The sequence below is a fragment of the Natrialba sp. INN-245 genome, from assembly GCF_009807105.1.
GTDB classification, from domain to species: domain Archaea; phylum Halobacteriota; class Halobacteria; order Halobacteriales; family Natrialbaceae; genus Natrarchaeobius; species Natrarchaeobius swarupiae.
Window position 1 is genome coordinate 649,245 of the sequence record NZ_WUBV01000063.1, and the last position, 26,608, is coordinate 675,852.

Genomic DNA, 26,608 nt, shown 5'->3' on the forward strand with positions numbered 1-26,608 from the left:
CGTCTCGAGCTACCGATTCGCTACTGTCGTCGGATCGATTCGTTCGACGACTCCGTCGAAACCGTCGTCGAAACTGAGAACGGCATCGAGATCGTTCCGTTCGACGGCGGCGATCGTACTCGCGTCGGTGAAACTCAGCGAGTGATCGTCGTACGTTTCGAACGTATCGAGTGTATCCTCGAACAGGTCCGGTGTGATCGACAACAGTTCGATTCGGTCCGGATATCGACCGCGGCCGAGGATTCGCCGCCCGATCTCCCACGCATCCTCGTAGTTGCCGGTTCGTTTCCGAGTGAGCGTTATCGCCTCGTCGACGACGTAGTCGCTCGTATAGGGTTGTCCAAACTCTCCCTCGAGAACGGCTTGCATCGCGGTCGACGCCGCCTCGTGTCTCGCCGCCGCTCGATCGTGGTGGGCAAAGAAGACGCCGGTATCGATGAATATCGTCATTCGCCGTAGAGGACGTCGTCGATGTCTTCCTCTCTCGTCTCGACGCCGGAATCGGTGGTGCCCGAGAGCCACCGGTCGATCTCCTCCTCGGAGAGCGGCTCGAACTCGTCGCGAAACGAGTCGATCAGTTCGCCTTTCGACTCGTAGCTGTCCGTGACGATCCGCTCGAGCAACTCCTGTTGAGTCACGCTTCGCCCCGTCTCCAGGCGAATTTCGGCCTGTAGTTCCTCGAGGCGGGATTTCGTCACGTCCGTCACCTTGATCGAGATGCTCATATCTGTAGTAGAACTCTCTACCAGGAAAACTATTCTGCTAGAATCGACGAGGTGGTGCTCGGACCGTCCGCCCATCTGTGGGTGTGATACGATTTACTGTCAGTCAGTTCCGACGCAACCGTCTCACGGGTTGCGGTTGCGCCGGTACACTCGGACAGCAATCCGTACGAAACACCCGTGTGGTCGCCTGTAAACCCGCCCAGACCTCCCGTCATCGTATCGCCTTAAATGACCGTTTCAGTTCCCGGACTCTCTTTGTGAGTGGCGCTCGAGGTGGCGCTATGAATCGAGTCGCCGGCCGCCTCGTGTGCCGCCTCCGCGTGGACGAACTCGAGACGAGCCTCCAGAAGCCGGCCACTACGTCGAAAAACTCGAGTCGGCCGAGTTGCTCGAGGTCGTCGAGACCTACACCGTCGAGAACGGGCGCGAGGTGACGGTGTACGAGCAGTCGAACCGAGCGGCCGTCGTCGCGACGGCGCTCACCGGCTGGACCGTCGTGGGCTGGGCGACTCGAGGGAACTCGTGGCCGGGAGTGTGACGAAAAACGTCGAGCCGCCGTCGGGTTCGGAGTCGACCCAGATCCGCCCGCCGTGGCGTTCGACGATCCGTCGGGTTAGTGCGAGCCCGATCCCGGTTCCGTCGTGTTCGTCGGCCATGTGAAGCCGCTGGAACACCTGGAAGATGCGGTCGGTTTTGGACGGATCGATCCCGATCCCGTCGTCGTCGACCGTGATCCGCCACTCGTCGCCGTCTCGCTCGGCCGTGATCTCGATCGTCGGCGGTTCGTCGCCGCTGTACTCGATCGCGTTCGACAGGAGGTTCTGGATCACTTGCCGGAGCTGACTTCGATCGCCGAGGACCTGGGGCAACGGCTCGGCGTCGATTGCAGCGCCGGACGCGTCGACCTTCAACTGGAGGTCGTCCAGAACGTCCTCGAGGACGGCATCGAGGTCGATCGGCTCGAACGAATCGCCTTGCGTGTCGACTCGCGAGTACGCGAGCAGGCCGTCGATCATCTCGCGCATCCGCTCTGCGCCGTCGACGGCGAACTCGAGAAACTCCTCGGCGTCGTCGTCGAGTTCGTCGGCGTATCGCCCCTCGATGAGCTGGAGATAGCTGGTGACCATCCGAAGCGGCTCTTGCAGGTCGTGAGAGGCGGCGTAGGCGAACTGCTCTAAGCGTTCGTTCGACTCCTCGAGTTCCTGTCGCTGTTCGATTCGCGTCGTAATGTCCCGTCCGATCCCCGCAAGCACGAGGTTTCCGTCGGGGTCCTCGAGCGAGGCCGCGACGAACTCGTACGGGATGGTCTCACCGTCTTTCGTCACCACCGTGGCCTCGACGCGTGCGCTTCCCGCGTCGAACCCGGTCTGGATCGCGTTCGCGATCGCTTCGTGCTCGCGTTCTTCGAAGAACTCGAGTGCGTGCATCGACGCGATCTCCTCGTCACTGTAGCCGGCCACCTCACAGAGACGGTGGTTCCACCGTTTTAGCTTCCCCGCCGAATCGAGGACGTAGAACACGTCGTCGATCGCGTTCAGGATGTCGTCGGTGTACTCCCGGTACTCCTCGAGCTGTCGCTCGCGCTCGCGGAGCGCTCGCTCGGCTTCCTGTCGGGGTGTGATGTCCCGGAACAGGCCGACGAAGTAGCGCTCGTCGTCGAAGACGAAGTCGTTCAACGAGATGCCGAGTGGGACCTCGTGTCCGTCCTCGTGTTGGCCCGGCAGTTCGACGTACTCCCAGTCGATGTTTCGCTCGCCCGTCTCGAGGTACCGATTCAACGCGTTCAGGTGCTGTTCCTGGAGGCGCTCGGGGATGACACTGAGTTTGCTTTCGCCGACGAGGTCCCGGGGCCCGTAGCCGAGAATCCGTTCGACGGCCGGGTTCGCGTACTGGATCTCGCTGTCCGTATCGAGGACGATGATCCCGTCCTGAAGAGCGTCGGCGAGGGCGACGAACGTCTTCGGAGGTGCCACCTCGTCGTTCTGGGCCTGCCATCCCGGGTTCGAAGTCGTCTCTTCGTCTCGTTCTGGAACCGTCTCACCGCCGGCTCGGGACCGTGGCCGCCAGTGGAGCGTTCCGACGACCACGTCGTCCGTTCCGTCACGCGGGAGGCGCTCGAGTCGCCCGTCGAACGCGGCGACGTCGCCGTCGGCGGTCCGAATCGCGAGCGAACACGACGTCGGTGTAACTCCGGCGTCTCCGTCGTTTCCGACGCCACGGTCGGTTACCGCCTCGAGTGCGTCGGGAACGTCCAAGAGAATGGACGCGAGCGGCGTTCCGCGGAGATCTTCCGCCGAATACCCCGTCCGCTCGGTAACGGATTCGGTTACCCCGAGGATCTCGCCCGTCGCCGAGAGCAGGAGGGTGGCAATGTCTCCTCGAGACGGGGGCTCCGGGGTACGGGGAGCGTCATCCCGGCTCGCGGGTGGGCCGTCGGAACGAGTCACGGGTCGGTTAGTCGACGAACCATAATAAGTTCGGCCGTGGCTCGTTCACGCCCGGCGAATCGGATTGTCGGTGATTCGAGCTATCACTGGTGGAATCGACGACCCTCCTGCTGGCTGGAAAACGCCAAAGAGAGTTAGAGAACGGGTCGGGTTGGGTAGTTTACTCGAGGTGGATCGCCGGGCGGAACGGCTCGGCCTGGCTCGCCTTCCCCTCCGGATCGACCAGCTTGCCGCCCGCTTCTTCCGCCGCGCGTTTCGCCGCGTTCTCGGCGTAGACCGCGACGTCGGCGTCGAACTCCCGGGCGAGGAACGGGGCGGCCTCCTCGTAGACCGACAGCTCGTCGACCGACGCGAGCGTCTCGAGGGTCTCGTCGTCACGCTCGCGGACGAACGAGACGAGGTCACCGACGAGCGCGTTGACGGCGTCGCCTTTCTCGCGTAGCTGCTCGTTTTGCATGACCTCGCCCATCACCTGGCCCTGGTTCGGGCCGACGTCGATGACGGTCTCGAGGACGTCGCGTTTCCAGTCGGCGGCGACGTAGAGTCGGACCGTCTCCGGATCGGTGTCGGTGACGTCGACGATGTCGCGAACGTCTTCGAGGACGTCTTCGACCAGTCCTTCCTGGACGACGATCGTCGAGTCCTCGAACTCCGGAACGGGTTCGGGCCACGGAACGTCCTCCGCCGGCTCGCCGGTCAGACGCTCGTGGAGTTCGTTCGCCAGGAACGGGACGAACGGCGCGAGCAGTCGCAGGCGGGTCTCGAGGACCGTTCGCAACGTCCACTGGGCGCCCGGCCGCTCGAGGTCGGCGCGGCGGCGGTACCACTTGAGATACTCCTCGAAGCCGTAGAACGCCTCCTGGCTCGCGGTTCGGGTCTCGAAGCGGTCCATCGCGTCGGTCACCGAACGCACGGTCTCCTGTAACTTGGCGAGCAACCAGCGGTCGATCGTCTCGAGATCTCTCTCCCCCTCGGGGGCGTCGACGATCTCCATCGAACGGTTCCAAAACCGCGCTAACTGATCGCGCGTCGAGCCGACCTCCTCGGCGCGCCAGTCGAAGTCCTGCCAGGGCTCGGAGCTGTTGAGCAGGAAAAAGCGTACGGTGTCGGCGCCGTACTCGTCGATGGCCTCGTCGGGGAGGACGACGTGGCCCTTCGAGGAGCTCATCTTCTCGCCCTCGAGGAGGCCCATGCCCATGCTGGTGATCCCCTGGGGCCACTCCGACTTCTCGAACAGCTCGGCGTGGTGATAGAGGAAAAAGGTGAGGTGATTCGAGATCAGGTCGTTCGCCGAACACCGGAAGTCGACGGGGTACCAGTACTCCCACTCCTCGCGTAACTCGAGTGCGCGCTCGTCGGGGTCGTCCGCGGCCTCGGGGCCGTAAAACAGGGTGTCGAAGAACGCCCTGTCCATCGCCTCGGGCGGGACGTCCGCGAGTCGGTGAGCGATGGTGTAGTAGGCCATGTAGATCGTCGAGTCCGACAGGGGTTCGATGACGAACTCGTCGTCCCACGGCAGTCGCGTCCCGAGGCCGTAGTTGCGGATGCAGGGCCACTCCTCGAGCCAGTCGACGGTGTGGGTGTACTGCTCGCGAGTCGTCTCGGGAATCGCCTCGAGGTTCTCGACCGCCTCGAGGGTCTTCGCTTGCCACTCTTCGTCGTTGTACCGCAGGAACCACGTCTCCTGTTCGGCGACGACGACCTTCCCGCCGGCCCGCGAGATCACGGGCTCGGGGAAGTCGTACATCGCCGCGAACTCGCCTTGCTCCTGGAAGTGAGCTTTCAGCTCCTCACGGACGTCCTCGACGACCTCGCCGGCGAACTCGCCGTACTCCTCGTTCAAGACGCCCTGGTGGAACTCGCGGTTGTAGACTTCCTGGGTGACCGCTTTCAGGTCGGGGTCGTCTGCGGAGTCGATGCCGTGGGAGTCGACGGCGTCTTTCGCCGGAACCTCGCCGTAGTCGTCGATCGAGAGGATCGGAACCGGCTCGATGGCCTCGACGTCGGCCGGATCGATGCCGTACTCGCGCAGTCGCTCGGGATCGGCTTTCGCCACCTCGAGCGCGAGGTAGTCGTCCGGGCTGTGGGCCGGCACGGACATCACGACGCCCGTCCCGCTGTCGGGGTCGACGAACGACGCCGGGAGGACGAGCACCTCGTCGCCGGTGATCGGGTTCGTCACCGACTCACCGACGTACTCCTCGCCCGCGACCTCGCGTTCGACCGCGATCTCGTGGTCCTGTAACTCGAGTTTCTCGACGGCCTCGACGGAGACGACCCACCGTTCGCCGTCGACCGTCGCCTCGACGTACTCGCCCTCGGGATCGATGTAGGCGTTCGTGACCCCGCGGACGGTCTCGGGTCGGAGCGTCGCCATGGGGAACACCGTCTCGCCGGACTCGAATTTGACGAGCGTGTACTCCTGGTACTCGACGTCCTCGCCCTCGAGTAAGTCGTGGGTCGTCACCGGGTTCTCCTGTTCGGTGCAGTACTTGACCGGGTGTAGGCCCTTTTCGAGCAGCCCCCGCTCTTTCAGGGTTTCGTACTGCCAGGTGATGAACTTCGAGTAGCGCTCGTCGTTCGTCGTAAACTCCCGTCGCCAGTCGATCGACAGCCCCAACTGCTGCATCCCGCGCTTGTAGTGTTCCTCGATGAAGTGGCGGGCGTAGCCCATCGGCGTCTCGAGGTCGGCGAGGGTGTCCTCGGAGACGTTGTACGTGTCCCGCAGCACCGACAGCTGATCCTCCTCGCCTTTCTTGAGGCGCTCGACGGCACCGATGATCGGCGTGCCGGTGACGTGCCAGCCGATCGGAAAGAGAACGTTGTCGCCTTGCTGGCGGCGATACCGTGCGTAGACGTCCGGAACGGTGTACGTCCTGGCGTGTCCGATATGCATCCCGCCGCTCGGATACGGGTACGGAACCGTCACGAACGTGGAATCGTCTGGGTCTCGCCCGTCGGGGTCAGCCTCGTACCGCCCCGATTCGGCCCAGCGACTGCGCCACTCGGCCTCGAGTTCCTGCGGGTCGTAGCTCATGGCTCCCCGTAGTGTCGGATGGGGTAAAAGCACTACCACATCGGGCCGAACTGCGCGCGACGACGCCGCTGTCCAGATCCGCGGCCACTCGCGGGGGTCGCCCGAACCCGATCAGGGACGTCACCACGCCCGGCCGATCACTCGATGTCGATCTGTCTCGACTCCTCGCCGCTGTCGACTTTCGGGAGCTGAATCGTCAAAACGCCGTTTTCGTAGCCTGCCGAGACCTCGTCCTCTTCGACCGGCTCGGGCAGTCGAATGCGTCGGTTTGCCGTCTTGTGCGTGCGCTCACGCCGGATGTACTGCCCTTCTGCGTACTCTGTCTCGTGAGTGCGCATCGCCTCGAGTCGAAGCGTTCCTTCCGAGAGCGTCAACGAGATGTCGTCGGTCTCGTAGCCGGGGAGGTCCGCGGTGACGATGTACTCCTCGCCCGCGTCGGCGACGTCGACGGGAACCGATCCCGGCACCTGCAGTCCGCCGCTGGTCATCCCCTCCCCGACCTGCCGGCTGAGCCGATCGAGCATCTCCTCGAGTTCGTCGAACGGGTTTCCTCGCATAGCTATAGCTACGACCTCGAGGGGGATAAATTCTGCCCGCACTCGAACGACAGAACGGACTGTTCGGTTCACGGACGGGTTTTATCTCCAGCGACGGACCCGCCTTCATCTCCCGAGACAGGTCCGCCCGATTCGATCGCCTACTCCGGTGACGAGACGACCCCTTCCTCGAACGCCTCGCGGAGGACCTCCCGGGCGTGACCGTCCGGGTCGACGTCCTCGTAGGCGGCGTGAACTTCCCCGTCGGCGAGGAAAAAGGTCGTCCGCGCGGCCGCGCCGTCTCGCACGTCGACGTCGAACGCCGTGGCGAGTTCGGCGTCGGGATCCGCGAGCAGGTCGAACTCGAGGCCCTCGGCCTCGGAAAACGATCGGTGAGACTCCACGTCGTCCGTGGAGACGCCGTAGACCGCTACTCCGGCGTCCCGGTAGCTCTCGAGTTCGCGCTGGAACTGAGCGGCTTCGGTCGTACAACCCGGCGTCTCGTCGCGGGGGTAGAAGTACAGGACCGTCGGCTCCTCGAACGAGAGGGTTACCTCCTCGCCGTCCTGGTTCGGTGCCGTTACGGTCGGCGCGTCGTCGCCCGAAGCGAGTGCCATACCGGGACACCGCCAGACAGCGATAAAACGGTTGGGGCTCGAGTTGCCGGCCGGACCGGTTCGGTTGGCGACCCGTCTCGATCAGTCGACGACGTGTTCGGTATCGTAGGAGCCGAGTCGGCGAACCCAGCCGTCCTCGGAGAGTCCTTCGATCTCCTCGATCGCCTCGATCGTTCGGGACTCGTAGAGACCGGCCTCGAGGTCGATGTGGAAGACGTAGTCGCCGAGACGCCGTCCGCTCGGACGCGACTCGACGCGGGTCATGTTGATGTCCCGGTCGGCGAAGGGCTCGAGCAACTCGAGCAACAGTCCGGGGTAGTTCGCGTTCGGGTAGGCGACGAGCGTCGTCTTGCCACCACCAGTCGAGCGATCCTCGACAGGTGCGATGGCGAAAAACCGGGTCGCGTTCGAGTCCTGGTCCTGGATGTCCTCGGCGAGGACCTCGAGGGCGTTTCCGTTCTCGGCGTTCGCCGGGTGGCCGATGCCCGCGACGGAGGGGTCCTCGCGGGCGAACTCGACGCCCTGTGCCGTGCTGGCGACGGCCTCGAGGGCGACGTCGGGGTACTCGGACTCGAGGTAGCTCCGACACTGGGCGAGCGCCTGGGAGTGACTGGCGATCGTCTCGAACCCCTTGCTCTGGGCGAGTAGGGCGTGTCTGATCGGCGTGACGATCTCGCGGACGACGGCGACGTCGTACTCAGCGAGCGCGTCGAGGCTCTCGGTGACGCTTCCCTCGATGCTGTTTTCGATCGGAATCACGCCACGATCGTACTCCCCGCCAGCGACGGCGTCGACGATCGACGTGACCGACTGTCGGAAGTCGATCTCTTCGGCGTCGGCGATCGCGCGCGTCGCCCGGTGGGAGTAGGTCCCTTCGGGTCCGAGTGTGACTGCGGCCATCACCTCGCAGTTGGGTCGAGAGCGTCAAAAACGCGTGGGTTTCGACTCATACGGACTCGTGAGGTATTCGCCGCTAATGGAATACGCATACACTCGATAGCTAACCCCTGGACTGCCAGATATCCCGGCAGACCGGAACGTTCTGTACCGAGGCGGTTCCGACCACAGCCACGGCTTCATGCGAACGTTTCTACCGACGCTCCACGGTCCGACGACGAAACGAATCGGCCCTCAACTCGCAAAACGCACGCGATCGTAGATTACTCGTCCAGGTGTTCGATACCTTTCTTGGAGACGTTCGCCTCCGTGATCTCGCTTGGCATCCAGTCGGGTTTGTCGTCGGGTGCGGTCTCCTCCCAGGCCCACCCGTCGTAGATATGGACCTTGTCCGTCCCTTTCTCGCGGAGCTTGAGTTCGACGCGGTCAGCTGCATCCTCGCTGGAACCCGGCTCGAGCCGCCGGGCGGCTTTCAGCGCCGCCTGTCGTGGTGTGTTTCCCGAGAAGACACTCGACTCGTCCCCGTTCGATTCCCGCAGTGCAAAGTTTCGCTTACCGTCTTCGCGTACCATGGTTTTACCTCCGTGTCAATCCAGCACACGACCTGACATAAAGATATCCCCGAAAACCGACCGACAGCGTCGGTATATTTAAGTAGGCCCAGTTCGCTATTCCACCGCAGTATCAGTATTTTCCGTCCCGATTCCGTGCGTACTGGTTGTCCGTGGCACTTGTCCGTTCGATCGTAGAAAACACTTAAGTATATCCTACGGCGAAGTTCGTCATAGAATCCCGCGATGGTACGGAAAAAGAAGCTGAGTCCAAGCGGTGCGAAAGACGAAGACGGCAACTATCACAACGTCCACCTCAACCTCCACGAGGACGAACTCGCAGTCGCGGGGATGGACATCGGCGACGAGGTTTTCGTCCGGGTCCGGGACGGCAAGATCATTATCCAGAAAGCCGACGGAGACGACGTCGAACACGAATTCTAAGGAACGAAGTTTTGCTCTGCGGGTGCGCCTCGGCGCACCCTCGGCAAAATCTTCAAAAGAGCGCGGGCGCTCTTTTGGACCTCGCGGAGCTTCACTCCGCTCAGTTTCGATCAAAAGCACTCCTCTTTCCTCTCCGCTCGTTCCACTCGCTCCGAGTCAGTCGTCGGCCCGCTCGCTCACTTCGTTCGCTCGCGGTACGAAACGTACTGACAGCAAAACCGAGATGAGGGATTCGTGGATGTCGATCGAGCCTCTCAGCGTAGCGCCTCGAGGTCGAACTCGAAGCCGGAAACGGGCACCTCGAGGTCGTGTTCGACGAGCACCTTCGGGTGAACCTCGCCGATGACGCCGACCTCCTCACCGTCGACGACGACGGCCGCCGTTCGACCCGGGATGTAGGTCGGGTGGTCGGTTGGCGGCGTCTCGAGATCGACGTCGAACCGCCGCGCGAGTGCCTGGAGGCGGGCCTTGGCGTCCTCGTAGCCGGCCTCGTGACTGGCGAGGACGGCCCCGACGCGCCGGCGTTCGGCGACGCCGGTGTTCTCGCTGTCGTCGACCGCGGCGGTGAAGCCGATCTCCGCGAGATCCTGTGGGTAGGCGCGGTGAGTGTTTCGCTCTAAGACCATCAGCAGCGAGGGCGTCACCCACGTCCGGAGCATCGTGTAGTCCTCGCTGTATGGGCCTTTGATGGTGGGTGGATCACCCGCACCGTAGACGTCGTCGTCGGGAGCGATCTCGAGTCGATCGAAGTTCTCCGCCTCGCTGATCATGTGGAAGTTCAGCAGGTCCTCGAAGCCCAGACCCACGAGTTGCGTCCGGACGGCGTCCTCGAGACGCGAGCGTTCGTGGCGGCCGCCGACGGTGCCCACGTCGGGGTACTTCGGCTCGAGGTCGTTGAAGCCGTAGGCGCGACCGAGATCGTCGATAACGTCTAACGGATGAAGCACGTCGACACGATAGGGCGGGATCGTGACGTCGTAGACCAGATCGCCGTTCTCGTTTTCTTCTGTTTCCGCCTCGAGTCCGGAGCGCTCCGCGAGGTCGATCACTTCTTCGGAACCGAGGTCGATGCCGAGGATCGTCTCGATGCGGCCGTGGGCGACCGTCTTGGTCTTCGTCGAGAGGTCGGGACGGACCAGTTCGCGTCCGCCGGAGTCGCCATCTGGGTACTCGACCGTTACTGACTCGAGGGTCGCTCCTCGGGCCGCGAGTGCGTAACAGACAATATTGAGCATCTTGTCGATCGTCCACTGATCGGTGCCGGTCATCTCAACGAACAGATCGCGAGAATCCGTCGAGACCTCCGTGCGGCGACCGTTGATCACCGGCGGGAACGAGAATAACCCGAGATCGTCGTAGATCGCCGGATACCGCTCGTAGTCGCTGACGAGATCCGCGTACGTCTGGCCGGTCTGGTGTTCTTCGAGCACCTCTGCGGGCGTCAGCTCCCGGTCGGAATCGAGGGGGACGAACCGATCCCCGTCGGGCTCGACACCGACGTACTCGATCGTCGGGCTCCCCTCCGTCGCCGGGTTCCCCTTCATCATTGTCAGGTCGTGGATCCCGATCGCGCCCTTCGCGCGCTTTCGCCCCATCGTCGCGTGCAGTTTCTCCTGTAGTTGGATGAGCGACTCGAGGCCCTCCTCGTCGAGGTCGACGTTCCTGACGACGGCCCCCGTCACGTACGGCCGCTCGTCGGGAACGGAGTCGTCGACGACGATCGTCCATTCGGCGGCGTTCGTCGAGGGGACGTGCACGCCACGGGAATCACCGTAGTGATACCGCATCGAGCGGGCGACACCCTCGACCGAGAGCCGATCGAGCCGGTCGGGAGCGAACTCGAGTTCGAACGCGCCCTCCTCGGTTCGCCCTTCGAACTCGAGGCCGAGACCGAACAGGTCCTCTTTGAGTTCCTCGTCGCCTTTCTCCTCGCGGCCGGTCAGTTCGCGTAGTTCGTCTGGGTCGATGTCGACCGTGGGCATCAGTAGGTCACCTCCGTCTCCCGCAGCAGTTTCAGATCACACAGCGTCCCGTGGATGTCGCGGATGTCCTCGAAGCCGTACATGAGCATGAGCAACCGCTCGAGTGCGAGCCCCCAGGCCATCACGTCGCACTCTACTCCGAGTGGCTCGAGCATCTCCTCGCGGAAGATCCCCGAATTGCCGATCTCGACCAGTTCTCCGGTCGTGGGATGGGTGCCGAACAGCTCGAAGCTCGGCTCGGTGTAGGGGTTGTAGTGGGGTTTGAACTCGATGTCCGTGATCCCGAACTGGGCGTAGAACTCCTCGAAGGTGCCCATGAGATCGCGCACCGACAGGTCCTCGGCCATCACCCACCCCTCGATCTGGAAGAACTCGAGTAAGTGGGTCGGATCGAGCGTGTCGTTGCGATACACTTTTTCGACACTGAAAAAGCGCGCTGGCGGCTCGATCTCGCCGATCTGCTCGCCGGAAAGATAGCGGGTCGACAGCGAGGTCGTGTGTCCGCGAAGCGCGAGTGCACGCGCGAAGTCCTCGTCCCACGGCGAGTGGTACCCCTCGCCGTCGTCGCCGACGCCCTCACGGTGGGCGCGCTCGACGGCGGTGACGAGATCCGCGGGAAGTTCGTCGATGTGGGTCGGCGCTTCGAGTGCGAAGCGGTCCCAGTGTGTTCTGGCTGGATGGTCCTGGGGCATGAACAGGCAGTCGTTGATCCAGAAGTCCGCGTCGACGTGGGGGCCTTCCATCTCCTGAAAGCCCATGCCGACGAGCGTCTCCTTGACGCGCTCGGCGGTTTGACGCAGGATGTGGACCCGTCCGCCCTCGAAGCGTTCGGCGTCGGCCTCGACGTTGTACTCGGCGAACTCGACGTCCTCCCACTCGCCGCTGGTCAGCAGTTCGGGGGTGACCTGGCCAACGGTCTCGGCAGTCTCGATACCCGCCATCAGCTCCGTAACGGCCAGTTCGGTGAGCGTCACCTCGCGGACGGTCGACTCCGCCCGCTCGAGCAGTCCGCGTCGCTCGAGTCCGTCGACGACCTCTCCGTCCACGTCGACGGCGTCTGCCGGGGTCTCCCCGACGTCGACGAGCGTTTCGAGTGCGCCCGCCTCGGCGTCGGCGTCGGGGTCGGCGTCGGAATCGGCGGTGATCTCGCCGCTGTCGATCGAGCCGTACCCCTTGCGGGCGTAGTTCGAGAGCGCGATGTCGACCGCCGCTCCCTCGAGTCCCGACGCGCCGATCACCCGCCCCATCTGGACGGGTTCGTCGGTTGCGCCCGCGTCGACGGCGGCCTCGTACAGCCGGACCTCGGGGAGTCGCTCGTCGGCGTAAGTCACGCCTTCGTCGGTGAGCGAGATCGTTTCGTCGACGCGTTCCTCGACGGCGACCAGCCCCTCCTCCTCGAGTTCGAAGACCGCTCCGGTGACGGTCTCGGGCGGAAGGTCTGTCGCCTCGGCGACGGCGTCGACGGACGTTGCCTCGTCCGCGCTCGCGGCCTCTAAGACCGCGGCCTGTGATTCCTTCAGTTGCATTCGCTTGTTGGTATGGCCGAGTGGCGGTCAGTTAGCGGTTCCGACTCGACGCCGGCCTGTGACCGGCGCGCTGTGGACGGTTTCGCCGTGGACGCCCGGTGTGGGCACCCACGGGTCCGCCGTCACTCGAGTTACGCGAAGAAAAAGCCGAATCCCGCTTGCGTCCGGTGTGGTCTGCTGGCGACGCGATCCGGATGGGATTCGGATACCATACGGGTGAGAATCCGCCCGTCCAGCAAAAACCTTGTGGGATTCGTTCACACGACGCCGAACCGTTCGTACGAATCGGTCGACGGTACGAAACGTGAGGCGACGCTCCGTGAGCCGACCGAAGGCCGAATCACCCGTCGGAAACTCGCGTCGTCTCGAGCGAGCCCGATCCCATCCAGACGAACCCGGACTCCTCGGCCGTCGCCTTGGCTTTCGGCAGCGCCGTCGGGTCGAACTCGTCGTCGAACTCGAGGCGCGTTTCGTCGGGTTCGGTCGCCGGAAGCTCCGGGAGGAACTCGTCGTCCTCGAGGACGCCCTCGACGGAGACCGCACCGCCCGCACCCAACGCCATTCCGAGCGCCCGGTAACGGTCGTCTTCGGTCTCCCACTCGACGCCCGACCCGAAGGAGTCGTTCGAGACGCGGGCGGTTTTCGTCGTCCCGGAGAGCGTCCCGAATCCCGTCGACTCCTCCTCGGAACCGGGCGATCCCTCGCCGCGTGCCTCGTCGGGTTCACCGCCCGTGGCTCCGGGCGAACCTGTGTCGTCGTCCGTCTCCCTCGAGTCGCCCTCGTCGCTCATTCGCGACACCGTCGGCGATCCACGGAGTTCGAACCCGTCGGTCTCGCCGGTCCCGCCCTCGTCCGCCGACGCCCACGTCGGCTCCGGCGTCGCCTCATCGCGTGACTGCTCCGTGCTCTCACCACGCGTCTCGGGCTCGCTCTCCGCCGCCGATCGGTCGGTAGCCCCGGATCGGGAGTCGGATTCGGCTTCCTCGATAAACGACGCGACGTCCTCGAGTGTCGCCTGGGAACTCTCGGTCGACGCTTTCGGATCGCCGGTCCTCACACCGACTCCGTCGCGCTCGCGCTGGCCCGCCCAGGCTGGCCACGGTTCGTCCTGGCCGTCTCCCTCTGGGGTCGATACTCGCGTTTCACTCGGAACGTACGCCTCGAGTCCGTGTTCGGGTAACAGCGGTCGGTCCACCGCTTCGATCTGCTCCCCGTAGCGTTCCAGCAGGTCCTCGAATTCGTCGCCGTCGACCAGCGCCGCACGCCACCGATCGACGCCATCGGAGAGCAAGACGAATCGAGCGCCGGTTCCGGCGAGTAACGTCTCGTCGATTCTCGCGAGGATCGCCGGCAGGTTGTCGGTTCCGAGCGGCGAGTCGGGATACTCAAGGGTCGCCTCGCGTCGCCGGCCGTTGTGGTCGACAACGCTCGCCGAGAGTCGGTCGCGCGAGACCGCCGTCGCGCAGTCGAACGACCAGCCGACGGCCTCGAAGACGCCGGCGAGTTCGGACTCGAGACTTTCCTGGGAGTACCGCGCCGAACAGGAGACGCCGCGGTCGCTCCGGGCGATCATCCGCCGGAGGACCGCCACCCGGTCCCGCCCATCCTCGAGTGCGTCGGCGAGGATCTCCTCGAGTGGGCCGTCGATCCCGCTCTCGCGTTTGATCTCGGCCGACGTGACGCCGAACGCGCCGAGGACGTCGACGCAGATCAGGAGTCCCTCGTCGCTGTCGGGAGGATCGGGGACCATCCTAGCTGACGGTTTCACGAACAGCCGTATATATCTACGTCAGACGTGGTAAGATATTGTCACTACGTGGTGAAAAATACGTTCCACAATACCACCGTTGCGCTCGAGTCCATCGAATCGGCGCGCAGGTGGTCTCGTCACCGCGGTGACTCGAGTGTCTCGTCGTCTCGGCGACCCGCGTTACCGACGTCTCGGCGACTCGAGTTCGATCTCCGCCTCCTCGAGAAGTTCTTCGGCTTCCGCGCGTTTCTCCTGGTGTTCGGCGAGGAACTCGCGCATGAGCTCGGCGGCCTGCTCCTTGCAGTCGCCACAGAGGCGCTCGCCACCGACGCACTCGTCGTAAACCAGTTTGGCGAACTCGTCGTCGTCGCCGGAGAGTAGGTAGGCGTACAGCTCGTAAACCGGACACTCGTCGGCTTTCCCGCCCTTCTCGCGCTGTTCTTCTGCGGTCTCACGGCCACCCGTCGTCGCCGATTTGACCTTGTCGTAGCCCTCTTCGGGGTCGTCGAGCAGGGAGATGTGGCTTGCCGGAATCGACGAGGACATCTTCCCGCCGGTGAGGCCGGTCATGAAGCGGTGATAGATCGACGACGGCGGCCGGAAGCCGTAACCGCCGTTGTCGACCTCGACCTCGCGGGCCAGTTCTTCGGCTTCGGCGAGGTCGATATCGAAGGCGTCGACGTGATTCTCGTAGACCCGTTTCTCGCCGTCGATGGCGTCGATCAGCGCCTCGAACGCCTCGTCGGTCGCCCGCCGGTCGAAAAATCGCGTTCGGGGGCGGATCGGCTCCATCCCCGCTTCCTCGAGTTTCGTCAGCACCGAACGCAGGGTGTCCGCGTCGGTCTCGAGGTCGGCGAGCGGCGTCTCGGCGAGCGCCTCGGCGACGTGGGTACACCGTAGCTGGTCGTCGTCGAACTCGGCGGGCTCGAGTCGCTCGTAGAACTCGACGACGAGAGCGCGTTCGTCGGGCTCGAGTTCGAAGCTGGCGTAGGCCTTCGAGACCTTGAAAAAGCGCATCCGCTCGGCCAGATCCCGTGCCAGCCGGACGTGGGGATCCTGGTCGGGACCGACGGGGATCACCGTCGGCTTGGGTTCCTCGAGTTGCGGATAGAGGATATCGGCCATCTGGGTGACGACCGACTGCATGTGTGAGACGTCGGTCTCGCCGTCGAAGCCGTAGATCGACTGGAACTCCGAGAAGTTGGCCTCCGCGCCGAGTTCGAACGCCAGGTCCTGGACTTCCCGGTTTTCGGACTGGCGGTAGAGCGTCCCCTCCTCGGGGTCGAAGCCGAGTGCGAGCAACGAGAGGAGGTAACTCCGGGCGTGCTCGTCGATCTCCTCCCAGCTCATCCCGCGGGCGGCGTGGGCCTCAAGGTCGGCGATCAGACCGTAGGCGTCCGCGCCCTGCTGTTGGTGCCAGATGATTTCGTCGAAGACGAGCTTGTGGCCGATGTGAGGGTCCCCCGTCGGCATGAAGCCCGAGAGAACGGCCGCGGGTTCGTCCTCGCGCATCGCCTCGGCGACCGGGCGGTAGTCGCGGTGGCCGAAGATGACCCCCCGACGCATCAGGTAGTGTGGATGAGGGACCTCCTCGAGTACCTCGTCGAACTCCTCGATGCCGAACTCCTCGAACAGTTTGCGGTAGTCGGAGACGCTCGAGGATCCCCAGGGGTCGAGGGCCACGTCGTCGACGGCTCCGCCGTCTGCTCGAGGGACCTTCGATCCCTCGCCGTCAGCGCCTGCTGCCCCGCCGTCGGGTAACGGTGTTCCGTCCTCGGATTCCTCGAGTGGATCGTCTCCGGTCATCACCACCGCCTTGGCGCTCCGGCGCGCAAAAACCTTCGCTTCCGTTCCGTGAGGAGTGCCTCGACGGAGACGGAACGCGGCCGACAATCGACGTGTCCGCCGCACTCGGCCCGAAGGCACGAGTGGGTACCCGGAACGCAGATCGAACGACTTCGCCGGAGCCGACGGACGACCGACGTAGCGATGCCCATCGATTTCGGTAACGAACGAGAGACGCCCGCGTTCGGCGAGCGTCCTCACCCCCCGCCGGTATCGATCGGTTCGTTTCTGGCTCGCATCTCCGCGACGCGGTCGACCGGTTCGACGCCAGCGAGGACGACGACGACGAAGACGAGATCCGTCCCGGGACGGGGTGCGTCGCCGCCGAGGACCTCGACCGACCCCGTCGTCGACTCGATCGTCTTCCGGGCGTCGGTGATCGCCCGCCGGTTGAGCCACTCGGGCGGTCCGCCGACGATCAACATCCCACGGTCGGCGTTCTCGCGTTCACACTCGAGGGTGAGTTTGCCGCGTAACGCCTTCCCGACGGTGGTCTCGATGGCGCTGACTGCGGCGGCGGTGTCGACCGACGGCTCCGTCGAGAACAGCCCGAGCCCGAACCGGGAGCCGCTCTCGGCTTCGACCCGCTGTTCGCCGTAGCCAAGTGTCACCAGGTCCGTTCCGTCTCCGAGGATCCGCCCGACGTCGTTTGCGTCGATGACGGTTTCGGCCTCCGGCGTCGCCGTCTCGTCGCGTACGTCCGCGGTCGCGCCGAAAAACGCCGCGACGCGCGTTGCGATCTCCTGGTTGAGCCGATCGTGGCCCTCGACGAGGCGTTCGCCGGGTTTCAACCAGGGCTCGTTGTCGAAACAGATGATCGCGTTCGCGAGCCCATCGAGGGACTCGAGCGTTCGGATCGCGTTCTCCTCGGCGAGCGGACGGGTTATCGGCTCCGGCTCCACTTCGTCTTCGTCCCCGTCTCCGTCATCGCCGCCGGAACCGGTGACGTCCTCGTCGGTGACACTACCGGCGTTCGGCGCTCGCCGCAGGTCGTCGTCCGGCTCCGGGGGCGTGAGTTCGCGTTCGGCGGGCAACGTGGCGAGGGCGTACACCGGCGCGTCGTACACCGTTTGAAGCGTCGCGACTAGGTGGGGTGCCGTCCCACCGCCGGATGCTCCGCCGAGACCGACGACGACGAGAAACGCGTCGGCAATCGACGGCTGTCCCCGATCCAGCCGGCGATCGAGTTCGTCGACTGCCTCCTCGCCGACTGCCTCGCCCCGGCTCAGGTTCCCGTTGAGTCCGTTCTCGACGGTCCCGCCGTAGCAGTATCGGTGGTCCTCCGGGATCGAGAAGAGTTCCGCCAGACTGGTCGCGTCCGTGTCGAACGCGAACGCGTCGCCGACGAACGGGTGGCCGTCCGACTCGGCGTCGACGATCGCATCGGCGATCCGACACCCCGCGCCGCCGACGCCGATCACCTCGAGTTGCATACCGTCACCTATCGGCTGGTGGGGCTTTCACGTTTCCGTTCACGACCGTTTTCGCTGTGCCCCGAAACATGTCGCGCTCAGGGCGTCAACCGCTCGAGCGACCACCACTCGATCTCACCTTCGCCGACGAGCGCGAAGACCATCGTCTTGCGGACGCCGTGGGCGAGGCGAACGTCCAGTGCGAGATCCCGAGGTTCGAAGACGTAGCCGTCGGGATGGACGCGGACCAGAAGTTCGGAGTGGCCGAGATCGTCGACCGACTCGACGTCGGCGTACGTCCGAAAGTCTGCACCGAACTTGTAGCCGGTCTTGGGGACGATTCCGCGGTCGCGTAGCGCCGCGTAGACCCGAAACCGTCGCCGAAACCGCTCGCCTTCGACCTCGCGACCCCGCTGTCGGACGGTCGCCGGATCGAGATCGATCGCGCCGCGCTCGGCGAGGTAGGTCGCCTCGAGCAACGAACACTGCAGCGTCGGCCGATCGTACTCCCGGCCCTCGAGGGGCTGGCCGTAGAACGCCTCCTCATACAGCTCGAGGGGAGGATCCCAGACGACGACGCGATCGGCCAGCAGGTCGGCGCCGCACCGATCGGGGAGTTCGTTCTCGGAGCTCCCCCGCGGATCCTCTCGGCTTACGTCGAAGTAGGTAATCTCGCTCTCCTCGTCGACGACCGCCAACACGCCGTCGGAGAGGTCACTCGCCGGCACGTCGGTCCGCTCGCCGATGATCGTCAGCGCGTAGCCGATCTCCCCGTCTCCGGGCCCCTTCCCTCGGGGAAAGACGGCGAAATCGGTTTCAGGCGGGTCGTCGACCCAGGGTTCGGCGGCCGGCGAGAGATAAAAGCCCCGAGAGCGCAGGTCGGCGTAGACGAGAAATCTCACTCCGAAGCCGTCGCCGGGCTCGCGGGCGACGAACGATCGGAACTCGAGGCGATCTCCGGCGTCGTCGACGACTGCCTCGAGATCGCCCCGAAAGAGCAGGTGAGCAGCCTCGACGGGTGCCAGCGCGATCTCGTTGCCCGACAGCGGGTAGCCGTAGCCTCGCGAGTCGTGATACCGTTGGCGTGCGTCGCTGCCTACGCGGACGACGCCCGTCTCGTCGTCGTATCGCCCCTCGAGTGACATGGACGTGGCTTGGCCGGCGGACACTAAGTGGCTGTGGATCGATCGTTTCGGCTGACTATCGACCGAAAAGCCGGCCGAGAGCACCACGGCGGTCTCGTTCGAGGGCTCCGAGCCGGTACGACTCGGTCGAGTGGCGTCGTCACATCGTTACAGCAATCCGTCTCAGTCATCGCTCGCGGGTTCGGCCTCGAGCGATCGTGCCGCCGCGCGCTCGCAGGTGGCATCGAGACAGCGGACGCCGGTTCGGGTCTCGAACGTCGGTAGACCGCAGGCGCACTCGCCGTCGACGACGCCCGACGGGAGCGCGAAGCCGGTGTCGCAGTCGGGGTAGTGTTCACACCCCGCGATGAGGCCGCCACGGCGCAGGATTCGGAGGTCACCGTCGCAATCGGGTTCGGGACAGCACCACTCGCGGTCGAACGCCTCCACGACCGCGTCGTCGAGCGACTCGCAGTTCCGGTCGAGACAGACGTTGAACGCGAGGCCGCGTTCGACGCGCATTCGGGGGAGACCACAGTCGCAGTTGCTCTGGTCGGTCTTGATCGTCGCGTCCGTGGGCACACCGTAGCGGGTTCCGCAGTCGACGCAGTTGACGTCGTTCGATCGCACGAGCGCACCATCGCAGTCGGGACACGTGCCGACCGGGACGCCCGCCGCCGACGAGGGGTAGTGAGCGAACCCGTCCTGGTCGTGGGTGGCGATTCGGAGGAGTTGCTCGTCTTTCTTTGCGACGAGTGCGAAGCCGTCCGCGCGGTCGCTCGAGACGCTGTCGGCGCGGGTGAGCCACGCGACGGGCTGGTAGCCGTCGACGTCGTGGACGAGCACGGTGTTGTCGGGCTTGACCATCGTCGTCACCCGTCCGCGGTACTCCTCGCGGTCGGTTCCTTCGGCGATGACCGTACAGTCGCCTGCGAGCACGCGAATCGCGTCGTCGATCATGCCCCCGTTGGCCGCGGCTTCGTACTTAAACCCGCGTCCGTGGCTGGACGACCGCGGCAGGAAAACGGTTGGGGGTGTATCGGAAGTAAGCGGTGTCGAGTGGTCTCGTCGTTCCTCCTGCTCGAGAGGTGATTGTACGATCGGTGTCTAAATCACCTCAGTTATTTCTGATCGGTGGTCTGAGGGGGGAATATGTGTGGGTGTTATGATTTTGTGGGATAAAAACACAAAAACAACCATCTACTGCCGATTGTAATCTCTGCTTTATTCGAACGTTGGAAACAGCATCCGTCGAGTGGACAAATAGCAATATTATAAAACTTATTTACATGCAGTGTCTCAGGATAACGCGAATGGTGGACAAGACTACCGCAGCGTCGAAAACGAGACGGAAATTCCTGGCGACCACTGGTGCAGCTGGTGCGTTGGCACTGGCAGGGTGCTCGTCGGACGGAAACGGCGGCAACGGTGGCAACGGCGGAAACGGCGGCAACGGTGGCAACGGGGATGCCGACGACGACGACCCGATCACCTGGGTGATGAACCCGGCCGAGGATACGATCGACATCGAGATCCAGTATCAGCCCCTGTTCGAACTGATCGAAGACGAGTTCGACGTCGAGATCGAAGGGCTACCGACGAGTAGCTACTCCGGAACGATGGAGCAACTCGACCGCGCCAGTGACGGCGATCGGATCTTCGCCGACACGTCGCCGGGTGCGGTCCCGAACCTCGGCCCCGAGGAGATCGACGTCGTCGGGATGCGGGAGGCCTTCGGTGCGGAGCGATACTTCGGAACGCTCGTCACCACGGCCGACAGCGGAATCACCGAGGTTGCCGACCTCGAGGGTGAAGCGGTCGCCTCGGCCGACGTCGGCTCGGTGTCGGGTGGGATGGCACCGCTGTGGATGCTCCAGGACAACGGGCTCGACATCGGTAACGCCGCCCAGGGTGGCAGTGCCGAAGACTTCGAGTGGCGAAGCGGCGTCGCACACGACCTCGCCGTCGAGGAACTCATCCAGGACGACACCATCGTCGCGGCGGGCGCAGGCGAGTTCGCGTCCATCCCGCACGTTCCGGAAGACCAGATCGAGGGCGACTTCCCGGATCTCTACGAAATTTCGCCGGAGGTCGACATCGCCGGCACGCGGGATCCGGAGCTTCGACTCCTGGACGTCTCGCCACCGATCCCGCGTGCGCCGATCGTCGTCAACACCGCCTGGGAGGAAGACCTTCGATACGACATCGAGGAGTTCATGCGCGGCGTTACCGCTGAGGAACTCGACCACGACGCCTTCGATCTCGCCGACGCACTCGACCTCGACCTGCCCGACGGCCTCCTCGAGGATTACAACGATCCGGACGCCTCGGCGGATCCGGACGAGTACGATCTTGACGACGATCAAGAAGACGATTGGCAGGCGTTCGACGATCACACGCTGTGGTTCAGCGGTATCGTCGAGGCCGACCACGACGACTACGAGCCGGTCAGGGACTTCACCGAGGACCTCGGGATTCCCCTCGACGACATATAAGGGAAGCCACAAATAATCCCACTACAAACTCAGGACAACCGATGAGCAAAATCGTCGTCGACAATCTGAGAAAAACATACGGCGAGACCGTCGCACTCGACAACATCTCGTTCGAAGTGCCGGCGGGCGAGTTCGTCATCATCCTCGGCGTCTCCGGGTCGGGGAAATCGACGCTGTTGCGGTGTATGTCCGCGCTCACCGAGCCAACCGAGGGCCAGGTCCTGGTCGACGGGGAGCCGATGACCCAGCCACGGCCGGAGCTCGCAATGATCTTCCAGCAACACAACATCGTCGGCGATATGTCGGCCTATTCGAACGCCCTCTCGGGCGGTATCAACCGCTGTGGATTCTTCGAGAGCGTCTTCCAGCTTCAGGACACCGACGAGAAACAGCGCGCACTCGAGGCGCTCGACACCGTCGGATTACTGGACGAAGCGGAACAGAAAGCCCGGCGGATGAGTGGCGGCCAACAACAGCGCGTCGGCATCGCGCGGGCGCTCACGCAACTGCCGGAGGTGTTACTGGCCGACGAGCCGGTTGCGAGTCTCGACCCTGGTAGCGCACAGGACGTGATGCAGTACCTCCAGCGGGCGGCGACCGAGCGGGAACTGACGACGTTTACCAGTCTTCACCAGGTCAACATCGCCCGCAAGTACGGCCAGCGGTTTATCGGCCTCCACGAGGGCCAGAAGGTCTTCGACGGCTATCGCGAGGATCTGACGATCGACGTGATCGACGAGATCTACGGCGATATCGACACTGAGGGGATGTTCGTCTCGGACGACGGCGACGAAACGACCCCACAGCAGTCGACGAACGAGAACCGCGAGACGGGGGCCGCACCGTGACCGACGAATCCGACGTGGATCGATCGGACGCGGCGACCGACGGCGGAACCGACCAATCGAAACGGCTCGAGTCGGCGAGTCCGGCGATCAACGAGCAGTTCGAAAACATCCGAGAAACGCGCCGGCGTCGGGCACTCGGGTGGCTCGCCGGAACCGCGGTGCTCGTGTTCATCACGCTCCAAGGGCTCGCTGCGACCGAGTTTTTCGACGACCGGACGAACTTTACCTGGAGTCACTTCGCCGACCGGATGGGGTCGTACTTCCCCAGAACGGAGTACGGCGGCGTTCCGTTTCTCGACGTCGGGAACTACTGGGAGTTCATCCGGAACAACGAACTGGTGTACGACCCCGACGTCGGTGGACTGCTCTTCCAGTTCCCGCCGAACGCCGCGGATCTGTACGCGTTCGTCTTCCAGGAACTCGGTATGTTCACGATCTTCGGCGAGGCCGGAACGACCCTCGCGATGGGGCTCGTCGGAACCATCCTGGGCTTTCCGCTCGCGTTGCTGTTCAGCGTACTCGGCTCCGAACGAGTGACGCCGTTCCCGATCAACTTCATCTTCCGCGGGATCATGTCGTTTATCCGTGCGATTCCGGCGATCATCTGGGCGCTGATCTTCGTCGCCCTCGTCGGTCTCGGCGCGGCCGCGGCGACGCTCGCGATCGGACTGAACACGATCGGAAATCTGGGTCGCCTGTTCGTCGAGGAACTCGAGGAACTCGAGGAGGGTCCGATCGAGGCGATGCAGACGACCGGGGCGAACAAGTCCCAGATCGTCTTCTTCGGGATGTTGAGCCAGGTCAAAACTTCCTTTATCGCCTGGACGCTCTACATCTTCGAGATCAACGTTCGGGCGGCCGTGACCGTCGGCGTCATCGGCGCGGGCGGGCTCGGCGCGGTCGTCGCGGCCCAGGAGAACTTCCGTGCGTTCAGCAACATGATGGCGACGCTGTTCGTCATCTTCGTGCTGATCTTCCTCGTCGAACTGTTCAGTCAGCGCCTCCGGGCGCGACTCCGATCCGACGAGGAGAAGATGAGTTGGCGCGAACTCGTCCTCGGCTTTCCCGACCGCTTTGCCCGGTCGATGCTGAAGTAACGTCGACTCACTCGAGTCGGCGGCCGTTTCGGTTCTCTCGGGTTTCTCGTGGTGCGTTCCGACTCGGCTTGTTCGCCGATCGCCTCAGTTCGAGCCGGCCGCAACGAAATCCGGGCCGATTTTGTACCAGTACCGACGAACAGGGTTCGTGGTTCGTCCAACGCTGATCGTCTACTGTGGATTGCCGGGTGTGGGGAAGTCGGCCGCCTCGGCCTATACGACCGAGCGTCTGCAGGCCGGACGCTACCGTAGCGACGAGGTACGAAAACAGCTGTTTCCAGACCCCGAGTACACCGCCGCTGAGACCGACGCGACCTACGAGGAACTACTCGAGCGCGCCCGAGCCGACCTCGAGGGTGGCTCGTCGGTCGTCCTCGACGCGACCTTCCGTACGGAGCGACTTCGTGATCGTGCGGCCGCACTCGCCCGAGAGGTGGATGCGGAGACAGTATTCACACGCGTCACCTGTGACCCCGACGTCGTCGAGCGCCGCCTCGCCGAGCGAACGAACTCCGTCAGCGATGCCGACCTCCGGGTCTACCGCCTCGTCAAGGAGTCGTTCGAGCCGCTCGAGCGCGACCACGTCGTGGTCGACAACTCCGGCCCGCTCGAGGAGACCCGCCGGCAGATCGACCGCTCGGTACTGGGCGTGGTACGCGAGCGCGCGTAATCGACCGATAGACGGCAGAGGTTTCTGGCGCGCTCCGTAGACGGCAGGAGGGTTTTGTCGGTGGCGCGCTCGAGACCACCGGTGCTAAGCCGTTGCCGTGACGAGTTCGACCATGACCACGGTCAAGGATAGCGTTCACGACTACATCGAACTCTGCCCGACGGCCGAGGCGCTTCTGGATACGGCCGCGATGCAACGACTCCGGTACGTCCGTCAGCTGAGCACCGTCCAGCTCGTTTATCCGTCGGCCAATCACACGCGATTCGAACACAGCCTCGGCGTCTATCACCTCGCCTCCCGTGCGGTCGACCAGCTCGGACTCGAGGCGGCTCTCGCGGATCGCCTGCGAGCCGCCGCGCTGGTCCACGACGTCGGTCACGGGCCGTTTGGCCACCAGACCGAGGCCGCGATCGAGCGCCACCTCGGCCGTCACCACGACGAGATCGAGTGGCTGCTCGCCGACACCGAACTCGGCGGCGTCCTCGAGGACCGCGGCCTCGATCCCCGCGAGATCGCGGCGACGGTCGACGGCCGCGGTCCGCTGGGGGAACTCGTTTCCGGTACCCTCGACGTCGACCGGATGGATTACCTGGTCCGGGACGCCCACCACACCGGCGTCCCCTACGGGACGATCGATCACTCGCGTCTGCTCTACGCGCTCCGCGTCGTCGACGGCGAACTCGCACTCGAGGACGGCACCGTCGCGACCGCCGAGAGCGCGCTCATCGCCCGGACGCTGATGAACGCGACCGTCTACCGCCACCACGTCTCCCGGATCGCCGGCGCGATGCTCGATCGGGCGAGCGAACGCCTGCTCGTCGACGACGTCGTCGACCCCGAGGCGTTCGCCCGACTCACCGACGCCGAACTGCTCGCGGCGTTCGAAGAGCACGACCCGACCGCCGACTTTGCAACCCGAATCCGGGAGCGGGACCTCTACAAGCGGGCGCTCTGGGCTCGTCGCGAGACCGTTCCCGAAGACGTCGTCGGCCTCGAGTACGACCGAACGCGTACGGTAGAGCGCGAGATCGCCGACGCTGCCGACGTCGACTCGAGCGCCGTGATCGTCGACAGCCCCTCGGAACCGACCTCGCCCGAATCCAGGGCGAAGATCCTCGTCGACGGCGACGTTCGCCGACTCGAGGAACGCTCCGCGCTGGTCGCGGGACTCGACGCTTGTGCCCGCGAAGTGTGGCGACTCGGCGTCTACGCGCCCGAAGAACACATCGAGGATGTCCGCGCGGCTGCCTCGACGATACTCGCGGTCGAGGCCGACGCCACTCGATAACGCTTTACTCGATTACGCCCCTGACCCGGGCGTATCGGACGTATCTAGCCGTTTTTCGTACTTCTCGAGCGCCTCTTCGAGCGCCTCCTCGGCGTCGATCTCGAGCGAGTCGGCCAGCGCGAACAGCGCGAACAGGGCGTCGCCGATCTCGTCGTCGGCGATATCGAGGTCCACAGGAGAGGTGCCGTAGCCCGTCGACTCGTTCGCGTCCTTTCCCAGTTCGCCGACCTCGGAGACGAGATCGAGCAGTCTAAACTCGGGTGGTACCTCGAGGTCGTGTCTCTCGACGAACTCCGCGACCGTCTGTTGTCCGTCCATACCCGATCCACCGGCGGGTCGGCCAAGAATTGCACGAATGCCGGTTAGCGGTGAGATGCCGGATCGAAACGTTCATCGGATGGCGCTCGAACCGATGTTGTCATGTACCCGTCACGCTCCGAACTCGAGGCGACGGCGATCGAGGCCTGTCTCGCCGGCGGATCGTACCTCCGGGAGGCGTACCGCTCGGAGGAAACGGAGGCCGAACGGCTCGCCCACGACGTCAAATCTAGCGCGGATACCGGCTCGGAACGCCGAATCCTCGAGGTGATCCGGTTGCACTTCCCGGATCATCGGATCGACGCCGAGGAGTCCGGCGTCCACGACGGGAGTGGCGACGGAGCGTCTTTCGAGTGGATCGTCGATCCCCTCGACGGGACGAACAACTTCGAGTCCGGACTGGCGTCGTTCGCGACGGCGATCACGGTACTCGAGGACGGAGAGCCGATCCTCGGCGTCGTGTACGTGCCGATGCTCGACGACCTGTACGTCGCCGCAGACGGTGAGGGCGTCCGGTACGACGGACGGCCGATCGGCAGCGACGACGGCGATGGTGACGACGGCGGTCGCGACGCCGACCTCGAGCCGTCGACCGCCGCCGTCGTCTCCGTCATCGGCCACGACGTCAAACGAGAGCCCGACCACGAGGCGGTCTCGGAGGCGATCAACCGCGCGCTCGAGGACCGGTGCAAACGCCGCCTCGAGAGCTGGTCCCCGACGGTTCACTGGGGGCTGCTCGCCCGCGGCCGACTGGACGGGATCGTCTGTTACCGGCCGGATCGGGAGGAACAACTGCTCGGCGAGTTGTTCGCCGCGGAGGCGGGTCTCGAGACCGACCGCGGCGAGAACTGGTTCGTCGCCGCCGGAACCGATCCGATGTTCGACGCGCTCCGGGCGATCGTCGCCGAGACGGTCGACGACTCGTCGCGGTAGCCTTTCGACGGGCGTGACGGTCGGCCGACAATAGGTGTCCGGAACAGAACACGTTTCGGTGTGTCC

The 26,608-nt window shown here is 64.6% G+C and carries 24 protein-coding genes; 8 read left to right on the top strand and 16 right to left on the bottom strand.

Annotated features, from left to right (window positions below):
- Positions 1-9: 9 nt before the first annotated feature.
- Both GRS80_RS19695 and GRS80_RS19700 read right to left on the bottom strand, forming a co-directional pair.
- Positions 10-450, bottom strand: a complete 441-nt coding sequence (locus tag GRS80_RS19695) for a PIN domain-containing protein (RefSeq protein WP_160049018.1) — start codon at positions 448-450, stop codon at positions 10-12.
- Positions 447-725, bottom strand: a complete 279-nt coding sequence (locus tag GRS80_RS19700; protein ID WP_160049019.1) for a hypothetical protein — start codon at positions 723-725, stop codon at positions 447-449. The genes GRS80_RS19695 and GRS80_RS19700 overlap by 4 nt, the downstream gene beginning before the upstream one ends.
- Before the next feature lie 307 nt (positions 726-1,032).
- Here GRS80_RS19700 and GRS80_RS20890 point away from each other — a divergent pair, with 307 nt between their 5' ends.
- The gene (locus tag GRS80_RS20890; RefSeq protein WP_235019790.1) at positions 1,033-1,263 is read left to right on the top strand and encodes a hypothetical protein; all 231 of its coding nucleotides are present in this window, start codon (positions 1,033-1,035) and stop codon (positions 1,261-1,263) included.
- Here GRS80_RS20890 and GRS80_RS19710 read toward each other — a convergent pair.
- The 6 genes from GRS80_RS19710 to GRS80_RS19735 form a co-directional block, all read right to left on the bottom strand.
- Positions 1,205-3,172: a PAS domain S-box protein gene (locus GRS80_RS19710; RefSeq protein WP_343161669.1), complete on the bottom strand. Its 1,968-nt coding sequence runs from the start codon at positions 3,170-3,172 to the stop codon at positions 1,205-1,207. The two genes, GRS80_RS20890 and GRS80_RS19710, sit on opposite strands and share 59 nt — an antisense overlap.
- Positions 3,173-3,332: 160 nt before the next feature.
- Positions 3,333-6,209: a leucine--tRNA ligase gene (gene leuS / locus GRS80_RS19715; protein ID WP_160049020.1), complete on the bottom strand. Its 2,877-nt coding sequence runs from the start codon at positions 6,207-6,209 to the stop codon at positions 3,333-3,335.
- A 137-nt stretch (positions 6,210-6,346) separates the two neighbouring features.
- Positions 6,347-6,766 carry an Hsp20/alpha crystallin family protein gene (locus GRS80_RS19720; RefSeq protein WP_160049021.1) on the bottom strand — a complete coding sequence of 140 codons (420 nt, stop codon included), beginning with the start codon at positions 6,764-6,766 and terminating at the stop codon, positions 6,347-6,349.
- Positions 6,767-6,906: 140 nt separating this feature from the next.
- Positions 6,907-7,362 (bottom strand): peroxiredoxin, encoded by a 456-nt coding sequence (locus tag GRS80_RS19725; RefSeq protein WP_160049022.1) that lies wholly within the window; start codon positions 7,360-7,362, stop codon positions 6,907-6,909.
- Positions 7,363-7,443: 81 nt separating this feature from the next.
- On the bottom strand, positions 7,444-8,262 hold the full coding sequence (gene pheA, locus GRS80_RS19730; RefSeq protein ID WP_160049023.1) for a prephenate dehydratase: 819 nt from the start codon (positions 8,260-8,262) through the stop codon (positions 7,444-7,446).
- A gap of 260 nt (positions 8,263-8,522) precedes the next feature.
- Positions 8,523-8,831, bottom strand: a complete 309-nt coding sequence (locus tag GRS80_RS19735) for a non-histone chromosomal MC1 family protein (protein WP_149082733.1) — start codon at positions 8,829-8,831, stop codon at positions 8,523-8,525.
- Between the two features lie 225 nt (positions 8,832-9,056).
- On the opposite strand from GRS80_RS19735, the gene GRS80_RS19740 reads away from it, so the two are divergent.
- Positions 9,057-9,254 (top strand): hypothetical protein, encoded by a 198-nt coding sequence (locus GRS80_RS19740; RefSeq protein WP_149082734.1) that lies wholly within the window; start codon positions 9,057-9,059, stop codon positions 9,252-9,254.
- 254 nt (positions 9,255-9,508) lie between these two features.
- Here the strand turns inward: GRS80_RS19740 and pheT are convergent, their stop codons facing one another.
- The 7 genes from pheT to GRS80_RS19775 form a co-directional block, all read right to left on the bottom strand.
- Positions 9,509-11,236, bottom strand: a complete 1,728-nt coding sequence (gene pheT, locus GRS80_RS19745; RefSeq protein ID WP_160049024.1) for a phenylalanine--tRNA ligase subunit beta — start codon at positions 11,234-11,236, stop codon at positions 9,509-9,511.
- Entirely contained in the window at positions 11,236-12,762 is a 1,527-nt protein-coding gene (locus GRS80_RS19750; RefSeq protein WP_160049025.1) for a phenylalanine--tRNA ligase subunit alpha, read from the bottom strand. The genes pheT and GRS80_RS19750 overlap by 1 nt, the downstream gene beginning before the upstream one ends.
- Before the next feature lie 340 nt (positions 12,763-13,102).
- The gene (locus GRS80_RS19755) at positions 13,103-14,512 is read right to left on the bottom strand and encodes a hypothetical protein (RefSeq protein ID WP_160049026.1); all 1,410 of its coding nucleotides are present in this window, start codon (positions 14,510-14,512) and stop codon (positions 13,103-13,105) included.
- 180 nt (positions 14,513-14,692) lie between these two features.
- Positions 14,693-16,318 carry a tryptophan--tRNA ligase gene (locus GRS80_RS19760; RefSeq protein WP_160049027.1) on the bottom strand — a complete coding sequence of 542 codons (1,626 nt, stop codon included), beginning with the start codon at positions 16,316-16,318 and terminating at the stop codon, positions 14,693-14,695.
- Between the two features lie 236 nt (positions 16,319-16,554).
- Positions 16,555-17,790: a tubulin/FtsZ family protein gene (locus GRS80_RS19765; protein WP_160049028.1), complete on the bottom strand. Its 1,236-nt coding sequence runs from the start codon at positions 17,788-17,790 to the stop codon at positions 16,555-16,557.
- Between the two features lie 77 nt (positions 17,791-17,867).
- Positions 17,868-18,914, bottom strand: coding sequence for a tRNA-intron lyase (endA, locus tag GRS80_RS19770; RefSeq protein WP_160049029.1), 1,047 nt, complete (start codon positions 18,912-18,914; stop codon positions 17,868-17,870).
- A 162-nt stretch (positions 18,915-19,076) separates the two neighbouring features.
- Positions 19,077-19,853 carry an endonuclease NucS domain-containing protein gene (locus tag GRS80_RS19775; protein WP_160049030.1) on the bottom strand — a complete coding sequence of 259 codons (777 nt, stop codon included), beginning with the start codon at positions 19,851-19,853 and terminating at the stop codon, positions 19,077-19,079.
- Between the two features lie 353 nt (positions 19,854-20,206).
- Between GRS80_RS19775 and GRS80_RS19780 the strand changes: the two genes are divergently transcribed.
- From GRS80_RS19780 to GRS80_RS19800, 5 genes are all read left to right on the top strand, one after another.
- Positions 20,207-21,388, top strand: a complete 1,182-nt coding sequence (locus GRS80_RS19780; RefSeq protein WP_235019791.1) for a PhnD/SsuA/transferrin family substrate-binding protein — start codon at positions 20,207-20,209, stop codon at positions 21,386-21,388.
- Between the two features lie 41 nt (positions 21,389-21,429).
- Entirely contained in the window at positions 21,430-22,236 is an 807-nt protein-coding gene (locus tag GRS80_RS19785; RefSeq protein ID WP_160049031.1) for a phosphonate ABC transporter ATP-binding protein, read from the top strand.
- A complete protein-coding gene (phnE, locus tag GRS80_RS19790) occupies positions 22,233-23,333 on the top strand; it encodes a phosphonate ABC transporter, permease protein PhnE (RefSeq protein ID WP_343161670.1) in 1,101 nt (366 codons plus the stop codon). The genes GRS80_RS19785 and phnE overlap by 4 nt, the downstream gene beginning before the upstream one ends.
- A 148-nt stretch (positions 23,334-23,481) precedes the next feature.
- The gene (locus GRS80_RS19795) at positions 23,482-24,003 is read left to right on the top strand and encodes an AAA family ATPase (RefSeq protein ID WP_343161671.1); all 522 of its coding nucleotides are present in this window, start codon (positions 23,482-23,484) and stop codon (positions 24,001-24,003) included.
- Positions 24,004-24,115: 112 nt separating this feature from the next.
- Positions 24,116-25,291: an HD domain-containing protein gene (locus GRS80_RS19800; protein WP_160049033.1), complete on the top strand. Its 1,176-nt coding sequence runs from the start codon at positions 24,116-24,118 to the stop codon at positions 25,289-25,291.
- Positions 25,292-25,303: 12 nt separating this feature from the next.
- Here GRS80_RS19800 and GRS80_RS19805 read toward each other — a convergent pair whose 3' ends face one another.
- Positions 25,304-25,609, bottom strand: a complete 306-nt coding sequence (locus GRS80_RS19805; RefSeq protein WP_160049034.1) for a MazG-like family protein — start codon at positions 25,607-25,609, stop codon at positions 25,304-25,306.
- A 102-nt stretch (positions 25,610-25,711) separates the two neighbouring features.
- Between GRS80_RS19805 and GRS80_RS19810 the strand changes: the two genes are divergently transcribed.
- Positions 25,712-26,542 carry an inositol monophosphatase family protein gene (locus GRS80_RS19810; RefSeq protein WP_160049035.1) on the top strand — a complete coding sequence of 277 codons (831 nt, stop codon included), beginning with the start codon at positions 25,712-25,714 and terminating at the stop codon, positions 26,540-26,542.
- Positions 26,543-26,608: the final 66 nt, after the last annotated feature.